Raw genomic sequence first — 17070 nt, 5'->3', positions numbered from 1 at the left:
CTACTCACGCACGGGTGGCGAAGCCACACGATAGTCTCCGCTCATGAGCACCCGAGCCAACACTGTCGACGGCGTTCTGCGCCGATCTGCCGCACGATTCCCGACCCGAACCGCGATCACGTTCGACGGCCGCAGCCACACGTACCGCGAGCTCGACGACGCCGTGACCCGCGCCGCGCGCCGGCTTCTCGGACTCGGATTGGCGAAGGGCGACCGCATCGCCGCCTACGGCGTGAACTCCGACGCGTATGTCGTCGGCTTCCTGGCGTGCGCGCGAGCCGGGCTCGTGCACGTGCCGGTGAACTACGCATTGGTCGGCGACGAGCTGAAATATCTGGTGGAGCAATCGGGTTCGCGTGCGGTGCTGGTCGACCCGGATCTGTCCGAGACGCTCGACTCCGTCCGCGGGTCACTGCCGATCGAGCATGTGTTGTCGTTGCCCGATCTGCTGGGTGGCGACGAGAGCTCCGAAGAATTGGAGCCGGCGGCCGCGTCGGGGGATCTCGCGCAGTTGCTGTACACGTCGGGTACGACGTCGAAACCCAAGGGCGCCATGATGTCTCACGGTGCATTGGTGGCAGAGTATGTGTCGTCGGTCATCGCGCTCGGTTTCACGAAGGACGACAACCCGCTGGTCGCGATGCCGTTGTACCACTCCGCGGGCATGCATGTGTTCACGCTGCCGTACCTGTCCGTCGGTGCGACAGTGCATCTGATGAAACGCCCCGACGTCCCGGAAATCCTGCGGCGCGTCGAGGAGGACAAGATCGGATCGCTGTTTCTCGCACCGACGGTATGGGTGCCGCTCGCGAACCATCCCGATCTCGAGACCCGTGACCTGTCGTCGCTGACCAAGGCGCAGTACGGGGCGTCGATCATGCCGGTCACGGTGTTGAATCGACTGCGTGAGCGATACCCGGATCTCGGTTTCTACAACTGCTTCGGACAATCCGAAATCGGCCCGCTGGCAACGGTATTGCAGCCGGAGGAGCACGAGGAGCGTCCCGCGTCGTGCGGCCGCGCGGTGTTCTTCGTCGAGACTCGTGTCGTCGACGCGAACGGCCACGACGTTCCCGACGGCGAACCAGGGGAGGTGCTCTACCGCTCACCTCAACTGTGCGACGGGTACTGGGACAAGCCCGAGGCGACGGCAGATGCGTTCCAGGACGGCTGGTTTCATTCCGGTGACCTCGTCACTCGCGATGCCGAAGGGTTCATCACCGTCGTCGATCGGATCAAGGACGTCATCAACACCGGCGGCATCCTGGTCGCGTCGCGCGAGGTCGAGGACGCCGTCTACACCCATCCGGCAGTCGCAGAGGTCGCCGTCATCGGAACGCCCGACGACAAGTGGATCGAAGCCGTCACCGCTGTCGTGGTTCTGAAGGACGGAACTTCCGACGTGACCGAACAGGTACTGATCGACCACGTCAAAGGTCTGATCGCGCCGTTCAAGGTGCCAAAGACCGTCACGTTCGTCGACGAGCTCCCGCGCAACCAGAGCGGGAAGTTGCTGAAGCGTGCGCTCCGCGGCTAGGGCTTCGCCACGTGCACGAAAATACATAGCCCTCTATGTATTTTCGTGCACATGAGGTCAGGCGTTGGCGACGGCTTTTTCCCGTGGCGGTGTGAGCTTGTCGGCCAAGCCCTCGCCTTCGATGTCGAGGTTGGGCAGGATGCGGTCGAGCCACTTGGGCAACCACCACATCTTGTCGCCGACGATGACCATCACTGCTGGGACGATCATCATGCGGACGAGGAAGGCATCGGCGAGAATGCCTATGGCAAGGGCGAATCCGATGGATTTGATGATCGCCTGATCAGTGAGCGCGAAGCCGGCGAAGACGCCGAGCATGATGATCGCGGCGGCGACGACCACGCGAGCACTGTGCTGGAATCCGTCGATGACGGCCTGTTTCGCGGACATACCGTGAACGTAGGATTCGCGCATTCGGCTGACGAGGAAGACCTCGTAGTCCATCGCCAGCCCGAAGAGGATGCCGGTCAGCAGTAGCGGCAGGATGAACACGACAGGCGTCTGGGTGTCGACGCCGATGAGGTTCGCGAGCCAACCCCACTGGAACACCGCGACCGTCGCGCCAAGCGAAATGCCCACCGACAGAAGGAATCCGAGTGCTGCTTTGAGTGGTACCAGGATCGAGCGGAACACCAGCATCAGCAGTATGAACGCAAGTCCGACGACAACGGCGAGGTACAGCGGGAACACGCTGGTGAGTTCGTCCGCGATGTCGACGCCTACGGCAGTCTGGCCGGTGACGAGTGCCCGTGCGCCGGTGTCGGCGGGCAGATCCGACATCGTGTCGCGAATCGTCGCGACCAGTTCCTTGGTTGCGGCGTCCGACGGTGCGCTGTCGGGAATGATCTGAACAGTGGTGAATCCGACTGCGGCGAGCTGAGGTTCGAGTACCTCTGCCGCCGGCGGCACGATGGCCGAGATGTCGGTGCCGATGCCCTGCAGGCGTTCGACGGCAGTGTTCACTGCCGAAACGGGGTCCGCCGCGTTCAGTGTGTCGACGACGACAACGAGCGGCCCGTTGGCTCCCGGCCCGAAGTTCTCGGCGATGGTGTCGAAGGCGACGCGGTTGTCGCTGCCGGTGGGCGCGACGCCGTCGTCGGGCAGGGCCAGTTCCATCGACGCGATGGGAAGCGAGACCACGGCGGCGACGAGGAGGCCTGAGACGAGCGCGGGCCACTTGAACTTGCTGACGCCCTCGACCCAGCGACGGCCGTTGGTCCGCGTCTGCGGGTGTTCAGGGTCGATCGTTTTCAGGCCCTTGATCTTTCCGCCGAGCACTTTCTTGCCGGCGAACCCGAGAATCGCGGGCAGAAGCGTCAGGGCAACGAGAACGGCGATGAGCACCATGAAGGCACCGCCGATGCCCATCTGCGTGAGAAATCCGATGCCGCACACCGACAGTCCCGCGAGCGCGATGATGACGGTGAGGCCGGCGAAGATGACCGCGGAACCCGCGGTGCCGACGGCTTTGCCCGCGGCTTCTTCGAGCGAATGGCCCTGCCGCGCTTCGCTTTGGTAGCGAGACATGATGAACAACGCGTAGTCGATGCCGACGGCCAACCCGAGCATCGTGCCGAGAGCCGAAGTGGTGGAGCTCAATTCGAAGAATGCGCCTGTGACGGTGATGCCGAGGATTCCGATGCCCACACCGATGAGTGCGGTGAGCAGGGGCATTCCGGCGGCGACGAGGGATCCGAACGTGATAGCAAGGACGACGACTGCGACGCCGATGCCGATCAACTCACCGATCGGGACTTCGCCGACCGCGGTGACGGCGTCACCACCCACGGCGACGGTCAAGCCTGCGTCCTGGCCGGAGGCCTTGGCGTCGTCGAGGGCATTTCGGTCGGCGTCGGTGAGATCGATGGCGGGGGTGTCGTAGGAGACCGTGGCATAGGCGGCGCGGCCGTTCTCGGACACGGTGCCGGTGGTGAACGGGTCGGAGACCGATGTGACGTGCTCGGTTCGGGCCGCGGTGAGAGCCTCGGCGACTGCTGCCTGATTCTGCGGATCGGTGAGGGTCCCACCTTCGGGTGCCTCGAACACGATGCGGGCCGTTGCTCCGTCGGCGGACTCACCGCTGCGATCGGAGATCAGCGTGAACGCCTCGGTGGACTCGATGCCCTGGAGTTCGAACGAGTCGCTGGTCTTGCTGTCGAGTGTTGCTGCACCCAGAACTCCGAGGATCAGCAGAAGTACCCACACCCCTGCGACGAGCTTGCGATGCAGGAAGGACCAGCGCCCCAGCCTGAACAGTTGCCATGCCATCGGTGAAGCCTTTCGTCGCGGAAGTATGACCTGATAGTGAAGAGTAAACCTACTTGGTAGTTACTACCAGTTTCGGATCCGTGACGGTAGTCACTACCGTTAAGGAGGCGGCTGCTACATTGCTGGCATGGGGTTACGTGAGGTGCATGCTGCTCAGACGCGTGAGCTGATTCTCGACGCGGCGTTCTCGTTGTTTCTCGACCGCGGTTACGAGAAGACGACCATGGAAGACATCGCTGCGAAGGCAGAGGTCGGCACCACCACGTTGTACCGCTACTACCCGAGCAAAGACCTTCTCGTCATCGGCCCGCTGGAGTTCAACGGGCAGATGGCCGAAGAGTTGCGCGCACGTCCTGCGGACGAGCCGCTGGACCTGGCCTTGGGGCACGCTGTTCGGGCATTGCTCGTCGCGCCGCGTGCCGGCACCGATCGTATTGCGCAGATCGAGAAGGTGATGCTGACGACTCCGTCGTTGCAGACGCGTCTCCTGGAGCAGTACGTCGCCGAGCGTCGGCTCCTCGGAGAGGCGATTGCCGAACGGCTCGGGAGATCGCCGGACGATCTCTATTGCAGGGCAGCGGCCCGAATGGCGTCGATGGTGCTCGAACTGGTCGGCGAGAAAGGGACATTGAGCGACATAGGCGACAGCGATGCTGCAGCTGCCCGGGCCGTCGAGGATTTGAAAACGGTGACGCAGCAGTTGGTGTCGAATCCGCCGCCGTTCCCTCGGCTATGAGCGTGTCCAGCGAATCCTGATGGGACCCTTGGCAGTCGACGGATCGACCACCGAACCCTTCTGAGTGATCTCGACTTCGCCCGCGTCGACCATGCGGCGGGCCGCTTTACGTACGGGCTCCATCAGTTCGCGCCAGTTGTCGTCGGACATCGCCCGCGCGACGTCCGACGGGCAGATGGTCGCATCGCGTGATCGGGCGTCGAGCAGCTCGCGAATTTTGTTCTCCAAAGCGCGATCCGACGCACTCACCTTGCGGCGCCTGCACGCGTCGCTGCAGTATCTGATGTCATCCCAGTTCCGCTCCCACTTCTTGCGCCACTCGATGCGTCGGCCGCAGGAAGCGCAGGTCTTGTCGGGTGCATGGGCCACTTCGTCCACAGTAGCTGGCGTCAGCGATGTGCCGTCGAGATGAACTGGTGGGTTGCGGACTCGATGATCTGCCGGGGAGTCACATCGAGCTCGTCGTTCAGCCATGCGACGACCAGCTCGGCGAGGCCTCCGGTGAACAGCAGGCCGTTGATCTCGGCCTGAGGCTCGGGCCATGCGTCGTCGCCGTACAGTTCGTGTGCCTGATCTGCCACGAGTCGCGCGAATTGACGCAGCGATTCTCGACGGTGTCGCCGCAGCGAGTCGACCGCCAGGGATTCGATCATCGCGACGCGACCTTTTCGGGGGTCGTCCGTGAGCACCGTGACGAAGGCGGTGATCGCTGCGCGAACCCGGCTTTCGACGGTATCGGCGGGTGAACGCAGTGCCTCGAGGGCAGCATTCCTGATGTCGTCGGACACGGAGTCGACGATGTGCCGCAGCAATTCGTCTCTGCTGCTGAAGCTTTCGTAGAAGTACCGCTCGGTGAGATTGGCTCGTGCGCAGATCGACGTCATCGTCGCACCACTTGCCCCCGCTGAGGCGAACACCTCCAGCGCTGCTTCGAGCAACCGCGATCTCCGATCGGCTGCACGGTCGTCGGCGCTCATACCTGCGTATCGACGGGTGGTGGGGGTCATGTCTAGATATTGACAGAAACCTTCGGTGTGACGCAGACTACAGTTATCTGACATGATGCCCTGTCAGATTTGAGGAGGGTTCCGATGGCACGGGTACTGGCCGCTCCACCTGCGAATTCGCATCTCGATGGCGTGTACGGCGACGGAGGACTGCCGCTCGTCGGGCATTCGCTCGAGTACATGCGTGATCCGCTGGATTTGTTCCGTCGCCGGTGGGAGAAGTACGGCGACGTGTCGTGGATGACGGTGGCCGGTCAGCGGTGGATCACGGTGCTCGGTCCCGACGCGTGCCAGGAGGTGTTGCAGAACAAGGACAAGGCTTTCGCGAACGGTGACGGATGGTCGTTGCTGATCGGGCCGTTCTTCCACGGCGGTCTCATGCTGTTGGACGACGCCGAGCACCTACGTCACCGTCGGATCATGCAGCAAGCGTTCACCCGCGACCGCATCGCGCGGTCTGTCGATGCGCTGAATCCCGTGGTTGCAACAGGTCTGGACGAGTGGGATACGTCGTCGGATTTTCGCGTCTATCCCGCGCTCAAGTCACTCACTCTCGACGTCGCGACGAACATCTTCATGGGCGGTGCGGAAGGAAGCTCCGACGCCGAAATCGATGTCGTCAACGCCAGTTTCGTCGCGTGTGTGCAGGCTGCGACGTCGATCGTCCGATACCGCGTCCCCGGGACGAGGTGGAAGCGCGGACTCGACGGACGGGCAGTGCTCGACACGTTCTTCCGCCGCTACCTGCCTGCCAGGAGAGCGTCCGAAACCGACGACATGTTCTCGGTGTTGTGCCACATCGAATCCGAGGACGGTCATCGCTTCACCGACGACGAAGTGATCGACCATATGATCTTTCTGCTCATGGCTGCCCATGACACGTCGACGATCACGCTGTCGACGATGATGCAGTACCTCGGGCAGCATCCGGAGTGGCGTGAGCGTTGCCGGTCCGAAGTACTGACGCTCGATACCGACGCACCGACACTGACGCAACTGGACGAGCTGGTCTGCGTCGACCTGGTGATGAAGGAGTGCCTGAGGTTGGTATCGCCGACGCCCGTCGTGGCGCGTCGAGCAGTGAAAGATACCGAGGTACAGGGCAAATACGTTCCCGCGGGGACGTATGCGTCGGTCGCTCCACACTTCACTCACCACATGTCGCAATACTGGCCCGATCCCGAGACGTTCGACCCCGAGCGGTTCTCCGCAGAACGCCGCGAGGACAAGGTGCACCGCTATGCGTGGGAACCGTTCGGGGGAGGTGTGCACAAGTGCATCGGCATGTTCTTCGCGGGAGCCGAGATCAAGACCATCATGCATCATCTGTTGCGCAAGTTCGACTGGACCGTGGCGTCGAATTATGTTGCGCCGCTGAATTTCACGTCGCTGCCCTTCCCGGAGGACGGGCAGCCAGTGAACCTCCGGCTCAGATCAAGCGATCGGCGAGCCAACCGATGATGTCCGCGGTGACCTCGTCTCGGTTGGTCTCGTTGAGGATCTCGTGCCGCGCACCGTCGTAGATCTTCACGGTGACGTCGCTGAGTCCTGCCTCGCGGTACCGCGAACCGAGCTGTTCGACGAGCTGGCCCCCGCCGGCGAGAGGATCATCGGATCCCGACGCGATCAGCAGCGGCAGGTCGGAGCGAATCTCCTCCAACTTGTGCGGGTCCGCGAGCTTCTCGGCCTCCGTGAACAACGCCGGCACGGTTGCTGCGGGCAGGTCGAAACCGCACAAGGCATCGGCGACATAAGCGTCCACCTCGGCCTCGTCGCGGGAGAGCCACTCGTAGCCGGTACGGTGCTCGAACGCGCTGTTGAAGACGCTCAAATCACCGGCCGGGGCGTCGGCCATGCCTGCGGCGAGGACATCGAGGGCCGACGATCCCGACAGCACCACACCTGCGTACAGGTCCGAACGTTCCACCAGAACATGCTGCGCCGCAAACGATCCCATCGAATGTGCGAACAGGAACAGGGGGAGGTCCGGGTAGTCGTTTAACAGGGCCTCGCCGAGCTGTTCGATATCGGCCCACAAAGCTGGGAAACCGATCTCGCCGAGGTCTCCCGGTGAGTCGGTGATCGTCGACCCGTGTCCACGGTGATCGGACGCGACGACGTGGAACCCCGCGTCGTTCAGCGCCGACGCGAACCGCGCGTACCGACTGCCGTGCTCGGCGAGACCGTGCGCGATCTGGACGACACCCCGTGCATTCGGCGCGGGCCAGGTGTGGGTGCTGATCTCCAGCTGGTCCTGCTTCGAGATGTACGACGACGTATCTGCCACGGTGGTCTCCTTCGACGCTGAGGGGGGCGTAGTCGAAGATAGCGTGAGCTGCGTTTGCCGACGGGTTATTCGTTTGCTCACCGGTCCTGGTGCGCAAACGAATAATCCGTCGGCAAACGGAGTTGCCCGGTGTTCAGTCATCACACGGGTTCGAAATGTTCTACGACCGGAAACGGGGCGTAGAAGTGATGTAGCAGCGCCTTCCACTGCTGGTACTCCGCCGACCCTCGGAATCTTTCGGTGTGGTCCTCGAGTGTGTCCCATTCGACCAGGAGTAGATAGACGCTCGGCTGTTCGATTCCACGCGACAGTCGGACGCTCCGGAACCCAGGCATCGACGAGATGATCGACTTCGCCTGTGCGAAGATCGCTTCGAATTCATCGGTCTGCGCGGGTATTACGTGCAGCAGCGCATGTTCCAGGATCATTGCCTCAGTATGCGACAAAGCCGCCCTGCAGCAATACAGGGCGGCTTTGCTTCGTACTAGGCGACGTTCAACGCCAGCTCGTCGTCTGCGACGTCGACGGACACTGTGCCTCCCTCGACGAGGATGTCGTCGAGCAGCAGGTCGGCGATGCGATCGTCGAGTGCGCGCTGGATCGAGCGACGCAACGGCCGTGCCCCGAACTCGGGCTGGTGACCGTTCTGTGCCAACCAGTCGACAGCAGAATCACTGAACGTGATGTCGATGCCCTTGGCCGACAAGCGCTCCCGGCTGTCCTGCAACATCGCTGAGGTGATCCGATGCAGCTGCTCGGTGTCGAGCTTGCGGAAGACCACGATCTCGTCGATGCGGTTGAGGAACTCCGGACGCATGGCCTCGCGCAACCTGCCCAGTACCCGTGCGCGGAGCGGCTTCTCGTCCAAGGCACCGGTATTGAATCCTGTTCCGCCGGACTTGCTGGAGATGATGTCCGAGCCCAGGTTGCTGGTCATGATCACCACCGTGTTCCGGAAGTTGACCGTGCGGCCCTGGCCGTCGGTCAGCCTGCCGTCGTCGAGCACCTGCAGCAGCGTGTCGAACACGTCGGGATGTGCCTTCTCGATCTCGTCGAGCAAGACGACCGAATACGGGTTGCGTCGAACCTGTTCGGTCAGCTGACCCGCCTCGCCGTATCCGACGTACCCGGGAGGTGCACCGACGAGCCGGCTGACGGTGTGTCGTTCACCGAACTCGCTCATGTCGAGCCGCAGCATCTTCTTCTCGTCCCCGAACAGTGAGGCCGCCAACGCCTTTGCGAGTTCGGTCTTGCCGACACCGGTCGGTCCGAGGAACAGGAAGCTGCCGACGGGTCGGTCGGGATCGCTCATGCCGGTTCGACTGCGCCGCACCGCGCGGGAGATGGCCTTCACGGCCTCGTCCTGCCCGACGACGCGTTCGTGCAATTCCGCCTCGAGGCGACGCAGTCGTTCCTTCTCCTCCTGCGTCATCTGGCTGGCGGGAATACCGGTTGCACGTGAAACCACATCGGCGATGTCCTCCGCGGACACCTCTGGTGCTTCCTCGTCGGATGTCCCGTTCAGTCGGGCCTGCAGACTCGATGCCTCGTCGCGAATCTGCGACGCGCGCTCGTAGTTTTCCTGCGTGACAGCCTGTTCCTTCTCGACTTCCAATGCAGCGAGCTGCTTTTCGACGGCGGCAGCATCTACGGCCGGTCGAGCCAATTGCTTACGTGCACCCGCTTGGTCGATCAGGTCGATCGCCTTGTCGGGGAGGAACCGATCACCGATGTAGCGATCGGACAGCTCGACGGCAGCCGCGATCGCCTCGTCGGTGTAGCGAACGCCGTGGTGCTCTTCGTACCGACTACGCAGCCCGGTGAGAATCGCCTTGGCGTCGTCGACGCTCGGTTCGGGCACCGTGACAGGCTGGAACCGACGCTCGAGAGCGGGGTCCTTCTCGATGTTGGTGCGGTACTCGTCGAGAGTGGTAGCGCCGACGATGTGCAGCTCCCCGCGAGCGAGCTTGGGCTTGAGGATGTTTCCCGCATCCATTGCGCCCTCGGCACCGCCGCCTGCGCCGGCGATGGTGTGGACCTCGTCGATGAAGACGATCAACTCGTCCTTGTGCTCGGAGATCTCGTCGATCACCTTGGTCAGCCGCTCTTCGAAGTCACCGCGGTAGCGAGTCCCGGCGATCATCGACGACAGATCCAGCTGCACGATGCGCTTGCCCTGCAGTCGATCGGGCACGTCACCATCGACGATCCGCTGCGCGAGACCTTCGACCACGGCCGTCTTGCCGACACCAGCCTCACCGACCAGCACCGGGTTGTTCTTGGTGCGACGCGACAGTATCTCGATGGTCTGCTGGATCTCGTCGGCGCGACCGATGACAGGGTCGACACCACCCTCGCGGGCGCGCTGGGTTAGATCGACGCCGTACTTGTCCAGCGTCGGGGTCTCGGAGGTCACGACCGATTCGCCCTTCAGCGCTGTTTGCAGACCCTCTGGGGTGATGCCCTCGTCCGCGAGCAGGCGGCCGGCGATGTGCTCCTGATCGGCGGCAAACGCCAGGAACAGGTGTTCGGGGTCGATGTATGTGGATCCGAGTGTCTGCGCGATGTGATGCGCCTCGAGGATCGCGGTCTTGAGGGTGCTGCTCAACGCAGTCGCGCTCACGGAGCCGCCTCCTTGCGGGAGCCGCAGTTCCACCGCATCGACGACGGCAGTGGTCTGGGCACCTGCACGTTGCATGAGGCTGCTGGTGGGATCGTTCTGCGCCATTACGTGCAATACGTGCAACGCATCCAGTTCAGCGTCTCCGCGCGTGGCAGCGAACGTGGCTGCGTCGGCGATGAGCGACTGGGTGGACCTGCTCATCAGACGGCTGATATCGATGCGACGAGGGCCTTCGGGTCCCAGGTATGCCGGCATTCGTTTCCTCCTACGTGAAGCTTGAGCGTTCTAGACTCAACTAACGTGCTCGACACCGTATCAATTCCCGCCGACAGAAACTTTTTCCCCGGGCCCCACGAGGTGGGGCCGTCCGTGTGAAAATGACGCGATCAACGGGAGGCGGGGTCGTGGCGAGAAGCAGAGTCGCAGTGGTCGGGGGCGGAATCATCGGGCTGGCGGTAGCCCGCGAACTGATGAGGTTCCGTGACGTCGAGGTCACGGTGTTCGAGAAGGAGTCGTCCGTCGGCGCTCACCAGACCGGCCACAACAGCGGCGTCGTGCACGCCGGCTTGTACTACGAACCCGGCAGTCTGAAGGCGACTCTGTGCCGACGCGGCGTCGGGCTGCTGGAGAAGTTCGTCGCCGAGAAGGGGGTCGCGTTCGAGAAGTGCGGGAAGATCGTCGTCGCGCACAGCGACGACGAGGCGCGGCGCCTCGACAGTATTCATCAGCGAGCAACCGCCAACGGCGTTCCCGGCGTCAGGATCATCGGCGCCGACGAGATCCGCGAGATCGAGCCTCACGCCCGCGGGTCGAGAGCGCTCTATTCTCCGGAGACCGCCATCGTCGACTATCCGGCCATGACACGTGCACTCGCCGACGACATCACCGACGATGGCGGTGTCATCCGACTGGGCACGGCAGTCACCGGTGTGACCGAGCGGCCGAGAAGCGTCATCGTCCGAACCGGCAGTGACACTGACGAATTCGACAGAGTCATCGCGTGCGCTGGCTTGCAGTCGGATAGGCTCGCCGAGAAGTCAGGCGAGTCCGCGTACCCGAAGATCGTTCCGTTCTTCGGCGACTACTTTCTGCTGTCACCCGAGAAGTCGCGCTTGGTGAACGGTTTGATCTACCCCGTGCCCGACCCGAAGTATCCGTTCCTCGGCGTCCACGTCAGCAAGACGATCAGCGGCGAGGTGACGTTGGGGCCCAACGCTTTTCTTTCCCTCGGCCGTGAATCCTACGACCGCGGAACCCCATCGTTCAAGGACACTGTCGACGCCATCGGATTCCCTGGTTTCTGGCGATTCGCCGCGCGAAACATCCCGGCGGCGGTGCGAGAGACGAAAACTGCGCTCAGCACAAAGGTTTTCGTGGAACAGGCGCGACAGTACGTCCCCGACATTTCGATCGAGGATGTTCGACGCGGCCCTCGCGGCATCCGTGCGCAGGCGATGAACCGCGACGGCAGCCTCGAGGACGATTTCGTCATCGCCGGCAGTGCGCGCATCGTGCACGTGCGCAACGCGCCGTCACCAGGCGCGACGTCGTCGCTCGCCATCGCTGAGCACATCGTCCAGGAGGCGTACCGACGCTAGGTGAACGGCGCCCGCACCATCAGACAACCTTGTGGATTCAGGGCAACTGGGACATCTGTCCCGTCACTTCCTCTTCGTTCCCGGCAGAATTCCCGCGTCGATGACTGCCTTGACGTAGGGCCGGACGCTGATGACCAACTCCTCGGCGTTGGACACGCCATCCCAGATGGACGACGCGAGTGCATCGGTCCTGGCCTCGATGTGCGTGTCGAGATCCACGCCTGCCTCGGTCAGCGCTTCGCCCTTCTCGGCCCGCGTCACCAACCCACGTCCGGCGAGTCGATCGGCCGCAGCGTCCCATTCTTCGTCCGACCACTGCCGGGTCAGCTGAGTGATGCGCTTGCCGAGCACCCGTCGAGCCTTCGGGTCGGGATGCTGCGCTTCGTGGAAGACGACGGCTTCCGTCGGATCCAGTTGCGCGTCGACCAATGCCGCGATGTGGCCGTCTCCGCGCCACTCTCTGATGACGGCGATCGCGTGCCAGAGTGCGAGCTGAGGCGAATCGGGGGCCGCCACCGACTGCCAGGCCGAAGCCAGAGGACGGCCCGCGAACACTGCGCTGTCGCCGATGTCTCGCAACCTTTCAGCGACCTCCACCAGTGCGGGATCCGTCGCCAACGGTCCGAGCGCGTCGCCGAGGACCGAGTCGAGCATGGTCCAGCGTCGCTCCGAGATCTTCTCCAACCCCGCATCGACGGCCAACGGCCAGACGCGTTCGATGAGCGCTGGGTTGAAGTTGTAGAACGTCGCCGCGACGACGCTCGCAGCGGTCTCGCCCAGAGGTGCGGCCCGGGCGCCGACGTACCACGCGTGGCCGTCGAGCCCCAGGTCGTCTCCCGCTGCCTTCAGTTGCGGATTGAAATAGGCGGTGATGTGGAACGGTTCGAACGTCGTGTAGGCGGCGCGTGCGATCGCAGTAGGACTCATGCTGCTCGAACTTACCCGTAAGTAAGCTAACGGCCCAGACTCTTCGCCAAATAGACGCCCGTGTGGGTATCGGATTTCACCAGGTCCTCCACCGTGCCGGTGAAGACGACCTCGCCTCCGTTGTGTCCGCCGTCCGGGCCGAGGTCGATGACCCAGTCCGCTGCAGCGACGACGTCGAGGTTGTGCTCGATGACGATCACACTGCGACCCTCGTCGACCATCCCGGACAGCAGGTCGATCAACTTGGACACATCGGAAGGATGCAGACCGGTCGTCGGTTCGTCCAGAACGAGAATGGGCGACGACCCGACCAACTCGGTTGCAAGCTTCAACCGCTGGCGTTCGCCGCCGGACAGCGACGAAAGGTTCTGTCCGAGAGACAAATACCCGAGTCCGACGTCGGAGCACCGGTGCAGGATGTCGCGAATCTTCTTGACCTCGAAGAAGTCCTGAGCATCCTCGACGGACATCTCGAAGATGTCGGCGATGCTGATGCCGTCGACCGTGTGCCTGATGGCGCCGGATCGAAAACGCCTGCCCTGACACGTTTCGCACATGCTCGTGACGGGATCGGTGAACCCGAGGTCGGTGAAGATGATGCCGCTGCCCTGGCAGTCCGGGCACGCACCGTCGGAGTTCGGAGAGAACAGCGAGGCGGGTTGTCCCGTCTTCTTCGCGAAGTAGGCCCGGATCGGGTCGAGCAGTCCGGTGTACGTCGCGGGGGAGGAGCGGCGCGAACCACGAATGGGCGCTTGGTCGATGATGACGGCGTCGGGCGCGACCGACCGCAGATGACCGTGGATCAGACTGGACTTACCCGACCCCGCAACGCCGGTCACTGCCGTCAGGACACCGAGCGGAATGTCGGCGCTCACGTTGCGAAGGTTGTGCGTGTTCGCGCCTACGATCTGCAGAAATTCTGTCGGAATACGCGGGCTGCGCGGTTCGGCACCGTCGCGCCTGAGGGCCGTACCTGTCCTGGTGTCGGCCGACAGCAGCTCGTCGTACGTTCCCTCGAATACAACGGTGCCTCCGGCTTTACCTGCGCCAGGGCCGATTTCGACGATGCGATCGGCGATGGCCATGACCTCGGGATCGTGTTCGACGACCAGGACGGTATTTCCCTTGTCGCGCAACGCAAGCAGCATGTCGTTCAGACGGTGCACGTCGCGTGGGTGCAGACCCGTCGTCGGCTCGTCGAACACGTACAGCATGTCGTTCAGAGTCGACCCGAGGTGGCGAACCATCTTGATGCGCTGCGATTCACCACCGGACAGCGACGACGTCGCACGGTCGAGACTCAGGTAGCCGAGTCCGAGGTCCACCAGCCGTCGTAGCTGCAGAACGATCTCCGCCCGAAAACTGTCCAGCCCCTTGAGCTTCCAGCCGTCGATACGCTCGGCGAGGTCGGAGACCTGCATGGCGAAGGCGTCGGGCAGCGAGAGTCCCTCGAGGGTCGCACCGCGGATCGTGTCGTTGTACCTTGTCCCGCTGCAGGATTCGCATGTTCCCCTGGTCACGATGCGATCGAACGCGGCCTTCGCCTTGCCCTTCAGCGCGTCGGCATCCTTCGACAGGTAACTGCGCCGGAAGCGGGAGATGATGCCCTCGTAGCTCTTCATGACGGCGTCGGGATTCGTCACCGTCACCTCGCCGGGTTTGGCGTCGAAGAACAGGTGTCGCTCGCGTGCGGAGTACTGCTCGACGGGCACGTCGAGATCGAAGAAACCGGAATCCGCGAAGACACGGTACGGCCACTTGCCCGGCTCGAAGTCCGGATGCTTGAAGGGGCCCTCGCGCAACGACTTCGACTCGTCGACCAGCTGTTCCATGTCGATGATCTTGGCCTCGCCGAGCCCCTCGCATTCGAGGCACATGCCGGCCGGATCGTTGAACGAGAAGGCGTTGGCGTATCCGATGGACGGGGTCACTCCACGCGACCACAGCATGCGCAGCCAGTCGCCGATGTCGGTGATGGTGCCGACGGTCGATCGAGGGCCGCCGAACAACCGCTTCTGGTCGACGATGATCACCGCGGACAGGTTGGCGATCAGATCTGCGTCGGGGCGGCCGTACGACGGCAGGAACGTTTGAGCGAAGGCGGTGAACGTCGAGTTGATCTGGCGCTGCGCCTCGGCCGCGATCGTGTCGAACACGAGCGAGGACTTGCCGGAGCCCGAGACTCCGGCGAACACGATGAGCTGACGCTTGGGCAGGTCGAGATCGACGTCGTGAAGATTGTTCTCACGAGCGCCTCGAACGACGATCGTGTCCAGTACTTCGGCCGTGGTCATCTGGGGCAGTCACCTCTCGGACGGCAGGACGCATCCAAGCGGACGCCAGAGCATCCTACCGTACGGTGTACGAAAGTGCAGAGTGCCTGCTCAGAACTCCACATCCAGGTGAGGGCTCGTCGGTTTTGCCTGGCACGCGAGGATGTAGCCGTCGTCCACGTCCTCCGGGGCGAGGGCGGTGATGTTCCCGGGATCGACCGTTCCCGATCGCAACGTGCACGCACACGATCCGCATTCACCTTCGCGGCACGAATACGGCGCATCGATTCCCGCGGCCAAAAGGACGTCGATGAGCGTGGACTTCGACGGCCACTCGAGGGAATGCTGTTCCCCGTCCAACTCCACGGATACCGTCGAAGAAGCCGCCGACGGCTCGGTGTCCAGAGACAGCGTGAACGGATCACCCGACAGCGAGACGAACCGTTCGACATGGACATGCTCGACACCCAGACCGTGGAGAGTGGATTCCACCGCAGCCATGAACGGACCCGGTCCGCAGATGTAGGCGTGGCTGTCCGTCACGGGCCCGGCGAATGCACGCAGATCGTCGGCGCCAGGAATCCCGCGTTCGGACTCGAGCCAATGTACGACGCGTATGCGACCGGGATATCGGTCCTCGAGCTCGGCGAGTTCGTCGTCGAAGATGACCGACACGCGGTCACGGTTGGCGTAGAACAGCGCGACATTCACGGTCGAGGTGGCGAGAGCCGACTTCAGAATCGAGATGATCGGCGTGATTCCGCTTCCGCCGGCGAACAGTGAGAGGTCATGCTCGAACGACACAGCAGTGAACGTCCCGCTTGGCGGAAGGATTCGCAGACGCAGGCCCGGTTCGGCGTTGTCACACAACCAGTTCGACGCATAGCCGTCGCGCGTTCTCTTGACGGTGACCTTCAGCGCCGAGTCGGTAGCCGGTGAGCTCGCCAGCGAGTAGCACCGAGCGACGAACTCTGTCTGCTCGCTCGGAACTCTCAAGGTCAGGAATTGTCCCGGTGTGTAGTCGACATGCCCGTCGAACACGATCGAGACTGCGTCGGGAGTCTCTTGGACGACGTCGCGGATTTCGAGTTCGACTCCCAGAGTGCGAGATTCGACGAGTGTCATGTCGCCGCCTTGAACGGCAGGGTCTGGTACCAGACCTCACCCAGGACCTTGCCGAGTTCGTCGATACGTTCACGCTTCGGGGTGCTCGACGGCAGTCCGATGTGCACGTACGCCAATTGTTCGGTCATGCAGCCGAGCGTCTCGGCGAGCAGTTCGAAGTTTCGCCCCTCGATGACGCCTGCCTCGGCGAGACGCTCGAGCCACCGACGGGTGCGCGCTACGTAGTCCGATCGGAGGTTCAGCCACAGTTGCTGAAATCCCTCGTTCGCACTTGCTGCAGCAGCTTCGCGGAGCAGCCGCAGCATGTGCCGGTGTCGCGAATAGGTCTGCAGGTAGGTGGTGTTCACCTCGATGAGTGAGTCGAGCTCACCGTGAGCGCGGTCCGGGCGACCACGCGAATTGGACAGATCTGCGAGGGCGGGCCTCAGCGCAGCGAGGAACACGTCGTCGAGACCTGCGAAGTGGCGATAGAAATTGCCCTGAGCGGTATCGGCGCGATGCGTGATGTCCGAGATCCGTGTCCTCGTGTAGCCGTATTCGGTGAAGCACTCGGTCGCGGCCGCGATGATCTTGTCCCTGGTCTGCTCGCCGCGACGGTTCGCGCGCTTCGGCGACGAGACGATGTTCTCGACCAGGCCGGCGCGGGTGAACTCGGCATCGATTCCGGTGGTTGCCGCATTCTCGGTCAT

At 63.3% G+C, this 17070-nt stretch carries 14 protein-coding genes and 1 pseudogene; 4 read left to right on the top strand and 11 right to left on the bottom strand.

Going from position 1 to position 17070, the window contains the following annotated elements; genetic code table 11:
* Positions 1–43: 43 nt before the first annotated feature.
* Positions 44–1537 carry an acyl-CoA synthetase gene (locus CHB96_RS14095; protein ID WP_089247184.1) on the top strand — a complete coding sequence of 498 codons (1494 nt, stop codon included), beginning with the start codon at positions 44–46 and terminating at the stop codon, positions 1535–1537.
* A 57-nt stretch (positions 1538–1594) separates the two neighbouring features.
* On the opposite strand, the gene CHB96_RS14090 is transcribed toward CHB96_RS14095, so the two are convergent.
* The gene (locus tag CHB96_RS14090; protein WP_089247182.1) at positions 1595–3805 is read right to left on the bottom strand and encodes an MMPL family transporter; all 2211 of its coding nucleotides are present in this window, start codon (positions 3803–3805) and stop codon (positions 1595–1597) included.
* A gap of 127 nt (positions 3806–3932) precedes the next feature.
* On the opposite strand from CHB96_RS14090, the gene CHB96_RS14085 reads away from it, so the two are divergent.
* Positions 3933–4541, top strand: coding sequence for a TetR/AcrR family transcriptional regulator (locus tag CHB96_RS14085; RefSeq protein ID WP_089247180.1), 609 nt, complete (start codon positions 3933–3935; stop codon positions 4539–4541).
* Here the strand turns inward: CHB96_RS14085 and CHB96_RS14080 are convergent.
* The 3 genes and pseudogenes from CHB96_RS14080 to CHB96_RS14075 all read right to left on the bottom strand — a co-directional run bounded on the left by CHB96_RS14080 (position 4536) and on the right by CHB96_RS14075 (position 5548).
* Complete coding sequence (locus tag CHB96_RS14080) at positions 4536–4790, bottom strand: DUF3253 domain-containing protein (protein ID WP_245865686.1); 255 nt, start codon at positions 4788–4790, stop codon at positions 4536–4538. The genes CHB96_RS14085 and CHB96_RS14080 overlap by 6 nt on opposite strands.
* A 15-nt stretch (positions 4791–4805) precedes the next feature.
* Positions 4806–5015: pseudogene (locus CHB96_RS30295) on the bottom strand (DUF2256 domain-containing protein); the annotation flags it as partial.
* Positions 4931–5548, bottom strand: coding sequence for a TetR/AcrR family transcriptional regulator (locus CHB96_RS14075; protein ID WP_176444293.1), 618 nt, complete (start codon positions 5546–5548; stop codon positions 4931–4933). The pseudogene CHB96_RS30295 and the gene CHB96_RS14075, both read right to left, overlap by 85 nt.
* Positions 5549–5632: 84 nt before the next feature.
* Between CHB96_RS14075 and CHB96_RS14070 the strand changes: the two genes are divergently transcribed.
* A complete protein-coding gene (locus CHB96_RS14070; protein WP_089247174.1) occupies positions 5633–7009 on the top strand; it encodes a cytochrome P450 in 1377 nt (458 codons plus the stop codon).
* Here the strand turns inward: CHB96_RS14070 and CHB96_RS14065 are convergent.
* The 3 genes from CHB96_RS14065 to CHB96_RS14055 form a co-directional block, all read right to left on the bottom strand.
* The gene (locus CHB96_RS14065; protein WP_245865652.1) at positions 6978–7835 is read right to left on the bottom strand and encodes an alpha/beta fold hydrolase; all 858 of its coding nucleotides are present in this window, start codon (positions 7833–7835) and stop codon (positions 6978–6980) included. The two genes, CHB96_RS14070 and CHB96_RS14065, sit on opposite strands and share 32 nt — an antisense overlap.
* A 140-nt stretch (positions 7836–7975) precedes the next feature.
* Positions 7976–8263, bottom strand: coding sequence for an antibiotic biosynthesis monooxygenase family protein (locus tag CHB96_RS14060; protein WP_089247170.1), 288 nt, complete (start codon positions 8261–8263; stop codon positions 7976–7978).
* 56 nt (positions 8264–8319) lie between these two features.
* Positions 8320–10713: an ATP-dependent Clp protease ATP-binding subunit gene (locus CHB96_RS14055; protein ID WP_089247168.1), complete on the bottom strand. Its 2394-nt coding sequence runs from the start codon at positions 10711–10713 to the stop codon at positions 8320–8322.
* Positions 10714–10862: 149 nt separating this feature from the next.
* On the opposite strand from CHB96_RS14055, the gene lhgD reads away from it, so the two are divergent.
* Positions 10863–12056: an L-2-hydroxyglutarate dehydrogenase gene (lhgD, locus tag CHB96_RS14050; RefSeq protein ID WP_089247342.1), complete on the top strand. Its 1194-nt coding sequence runs from the start codon at positions 10863–10865 to the stop codon at positions 12054–12056.
* Positions 12057–12119: 63 nt separating this feature from the next.
* Here lhgD and CHB96_RS14045 read toward each other — a convergent pair whose 3' ends face one another.
* The 4 genes from CHB96_RS14045 to CHB96_RS14030 all read right to left on the bottom strand — a co-directional run bounded on the left by CHB96_RS14045 (position 12120) and on the right by CHB96_RS14030 (position 17070).
* Positions 12120–12983, bottom strand: coding sequence for an SCO6745 family protein (locus tag CHB96_RS14045; protein WP_089247166.1), 864 nt, complete (start codon positions 12981–12983; stop codon positions 12120–12122).
* Positions 12984–13009: 26 nt separating this feature from the next.
* Entirely contained in the window at positions 13010–15277 is a 2268-nt protein-coding gene (locus CHB96_RS14040; protein ID WP_089247164.1) for an ATP-binding cassette domain-containing protein, read from the bottom strand.
* Positions 15278–15367: 90 nt separating this feature from the next.
* The gene (locus CHB96_RS14035) at positions 15368–16381 is read right to left on the bottom strand and encodes a ferredoxin--NADP reductase (RefSeq protein WP_089247162.1); all 1014 of its coding nucleotides are present in this window, start codon (positions 16379–16381) and stop codon (positions 15368–15370) included.
* Complete coding sequence (locus CHB96_RS14030) at positions 16378–17070, bottom strand: TetR/AcrR family transcriptional regulator (protein ID WP_089247161.1); 693 nt, start codon at positions 17068–17070, stop codon at positions 16378–16380. Before CHB96_RS14030 ends, CHB96_RS14035 begins: the two co-directional genes overlap by 4 nt.

Source organism: Rhodococcoides kyotonense (assembly GCF_900188125.1).
Classification (GTDB): domain Bacteria; phylum Actinomycetota; class Actinomycetes; order Mycobacteriales; family Mycobacteriaceae; genus Rhodococcoides; species Rhodococcoides kyotonense.
The sequence above is the reverse complement of the archived record's forward strand: the minus strand, read 5'-3'. Positions and strand labels throughout refer to the sequence as shown.

Bases quoted from the DNA above. Each gene is read 5' to 3' on its own strand.
- CHB96_RS14095 (WP_089247184.1), top strand. From the start codon at position 44: ATGAGCACCCGAGCCAACACTGTCGACGGCGTTCTGCGCCGATCTGCC.
- CHB96_RS14090 (WP_089247182.1), bottom strand. From the start codon at position 3,805: ATGGCATGGCAACTGTTCAGGCTGGGGCGCTGGTCCTTCCTGCATCGC.
- CHB96_RS14085 (WP_089247180.1), top strand. From the start codon at position 3,933: ATGGGGTTACGTGAGGTGCATGCTGCTCAGACGCGTGAGCTGATTCTC.
- CHB96_RS14075 (WP_176444293.1), bottom strand. From the start codon at position 5,548: ATGACCCCCACCACCCGTCGATACGCAGGTATGAGCGCCGACGACCGT.
- CHB96_RS14070 (WP_089247174.1), top strand. From the start codon at position 5,633: ATGGCACGGGTACTGGCCGCTCCACCTGCGAATTCGCATCTCGATGGC.
- CHB96_RS14060 (WP_089247170.1), bottom strand. From the start codon at position 8,263: ATGATCCTGGAACATGCGCTGCTGCACGTAATACCCGCGCAGACCGAT.
- CHB96_RS14055 (WP_089247168.1), bottom strand. From the start codon at position 10,713: ATGCCGGCATACCTGGGACCCGAAGGCCCTCGTCGCATCGATATCAGC.
- CHB96_RS14045 (WP_089247166.1), bottom strand. From the start codon at position 12,983: ATGAGTCCTACTGCGATCGCACGCGCCGCCTACACGACGTTCGAACCG.
- CHB96_RS14040 (WP_089247164.1), bottom strand. From the start codon at position 15,277: ATGACCACGGCCGAAGTACTGGACACGATCGTCGTTCGAGGCGCTCGT.
- CHB96_RS14035 (WP_089247162.1), bottom strand. From the start codon at position 16,381: ATGACACTCGTCGAATCTCGCACTCTGGGAGTCGAACTCGAAATCCGC.
- CHB96_RS14030 (WP_089247161.1), bottom strand. From the start codon at position 17,070: ATGACCGAGAATGCGGCAACCACCGGAATCGATGCCGAGTTCACCCGC.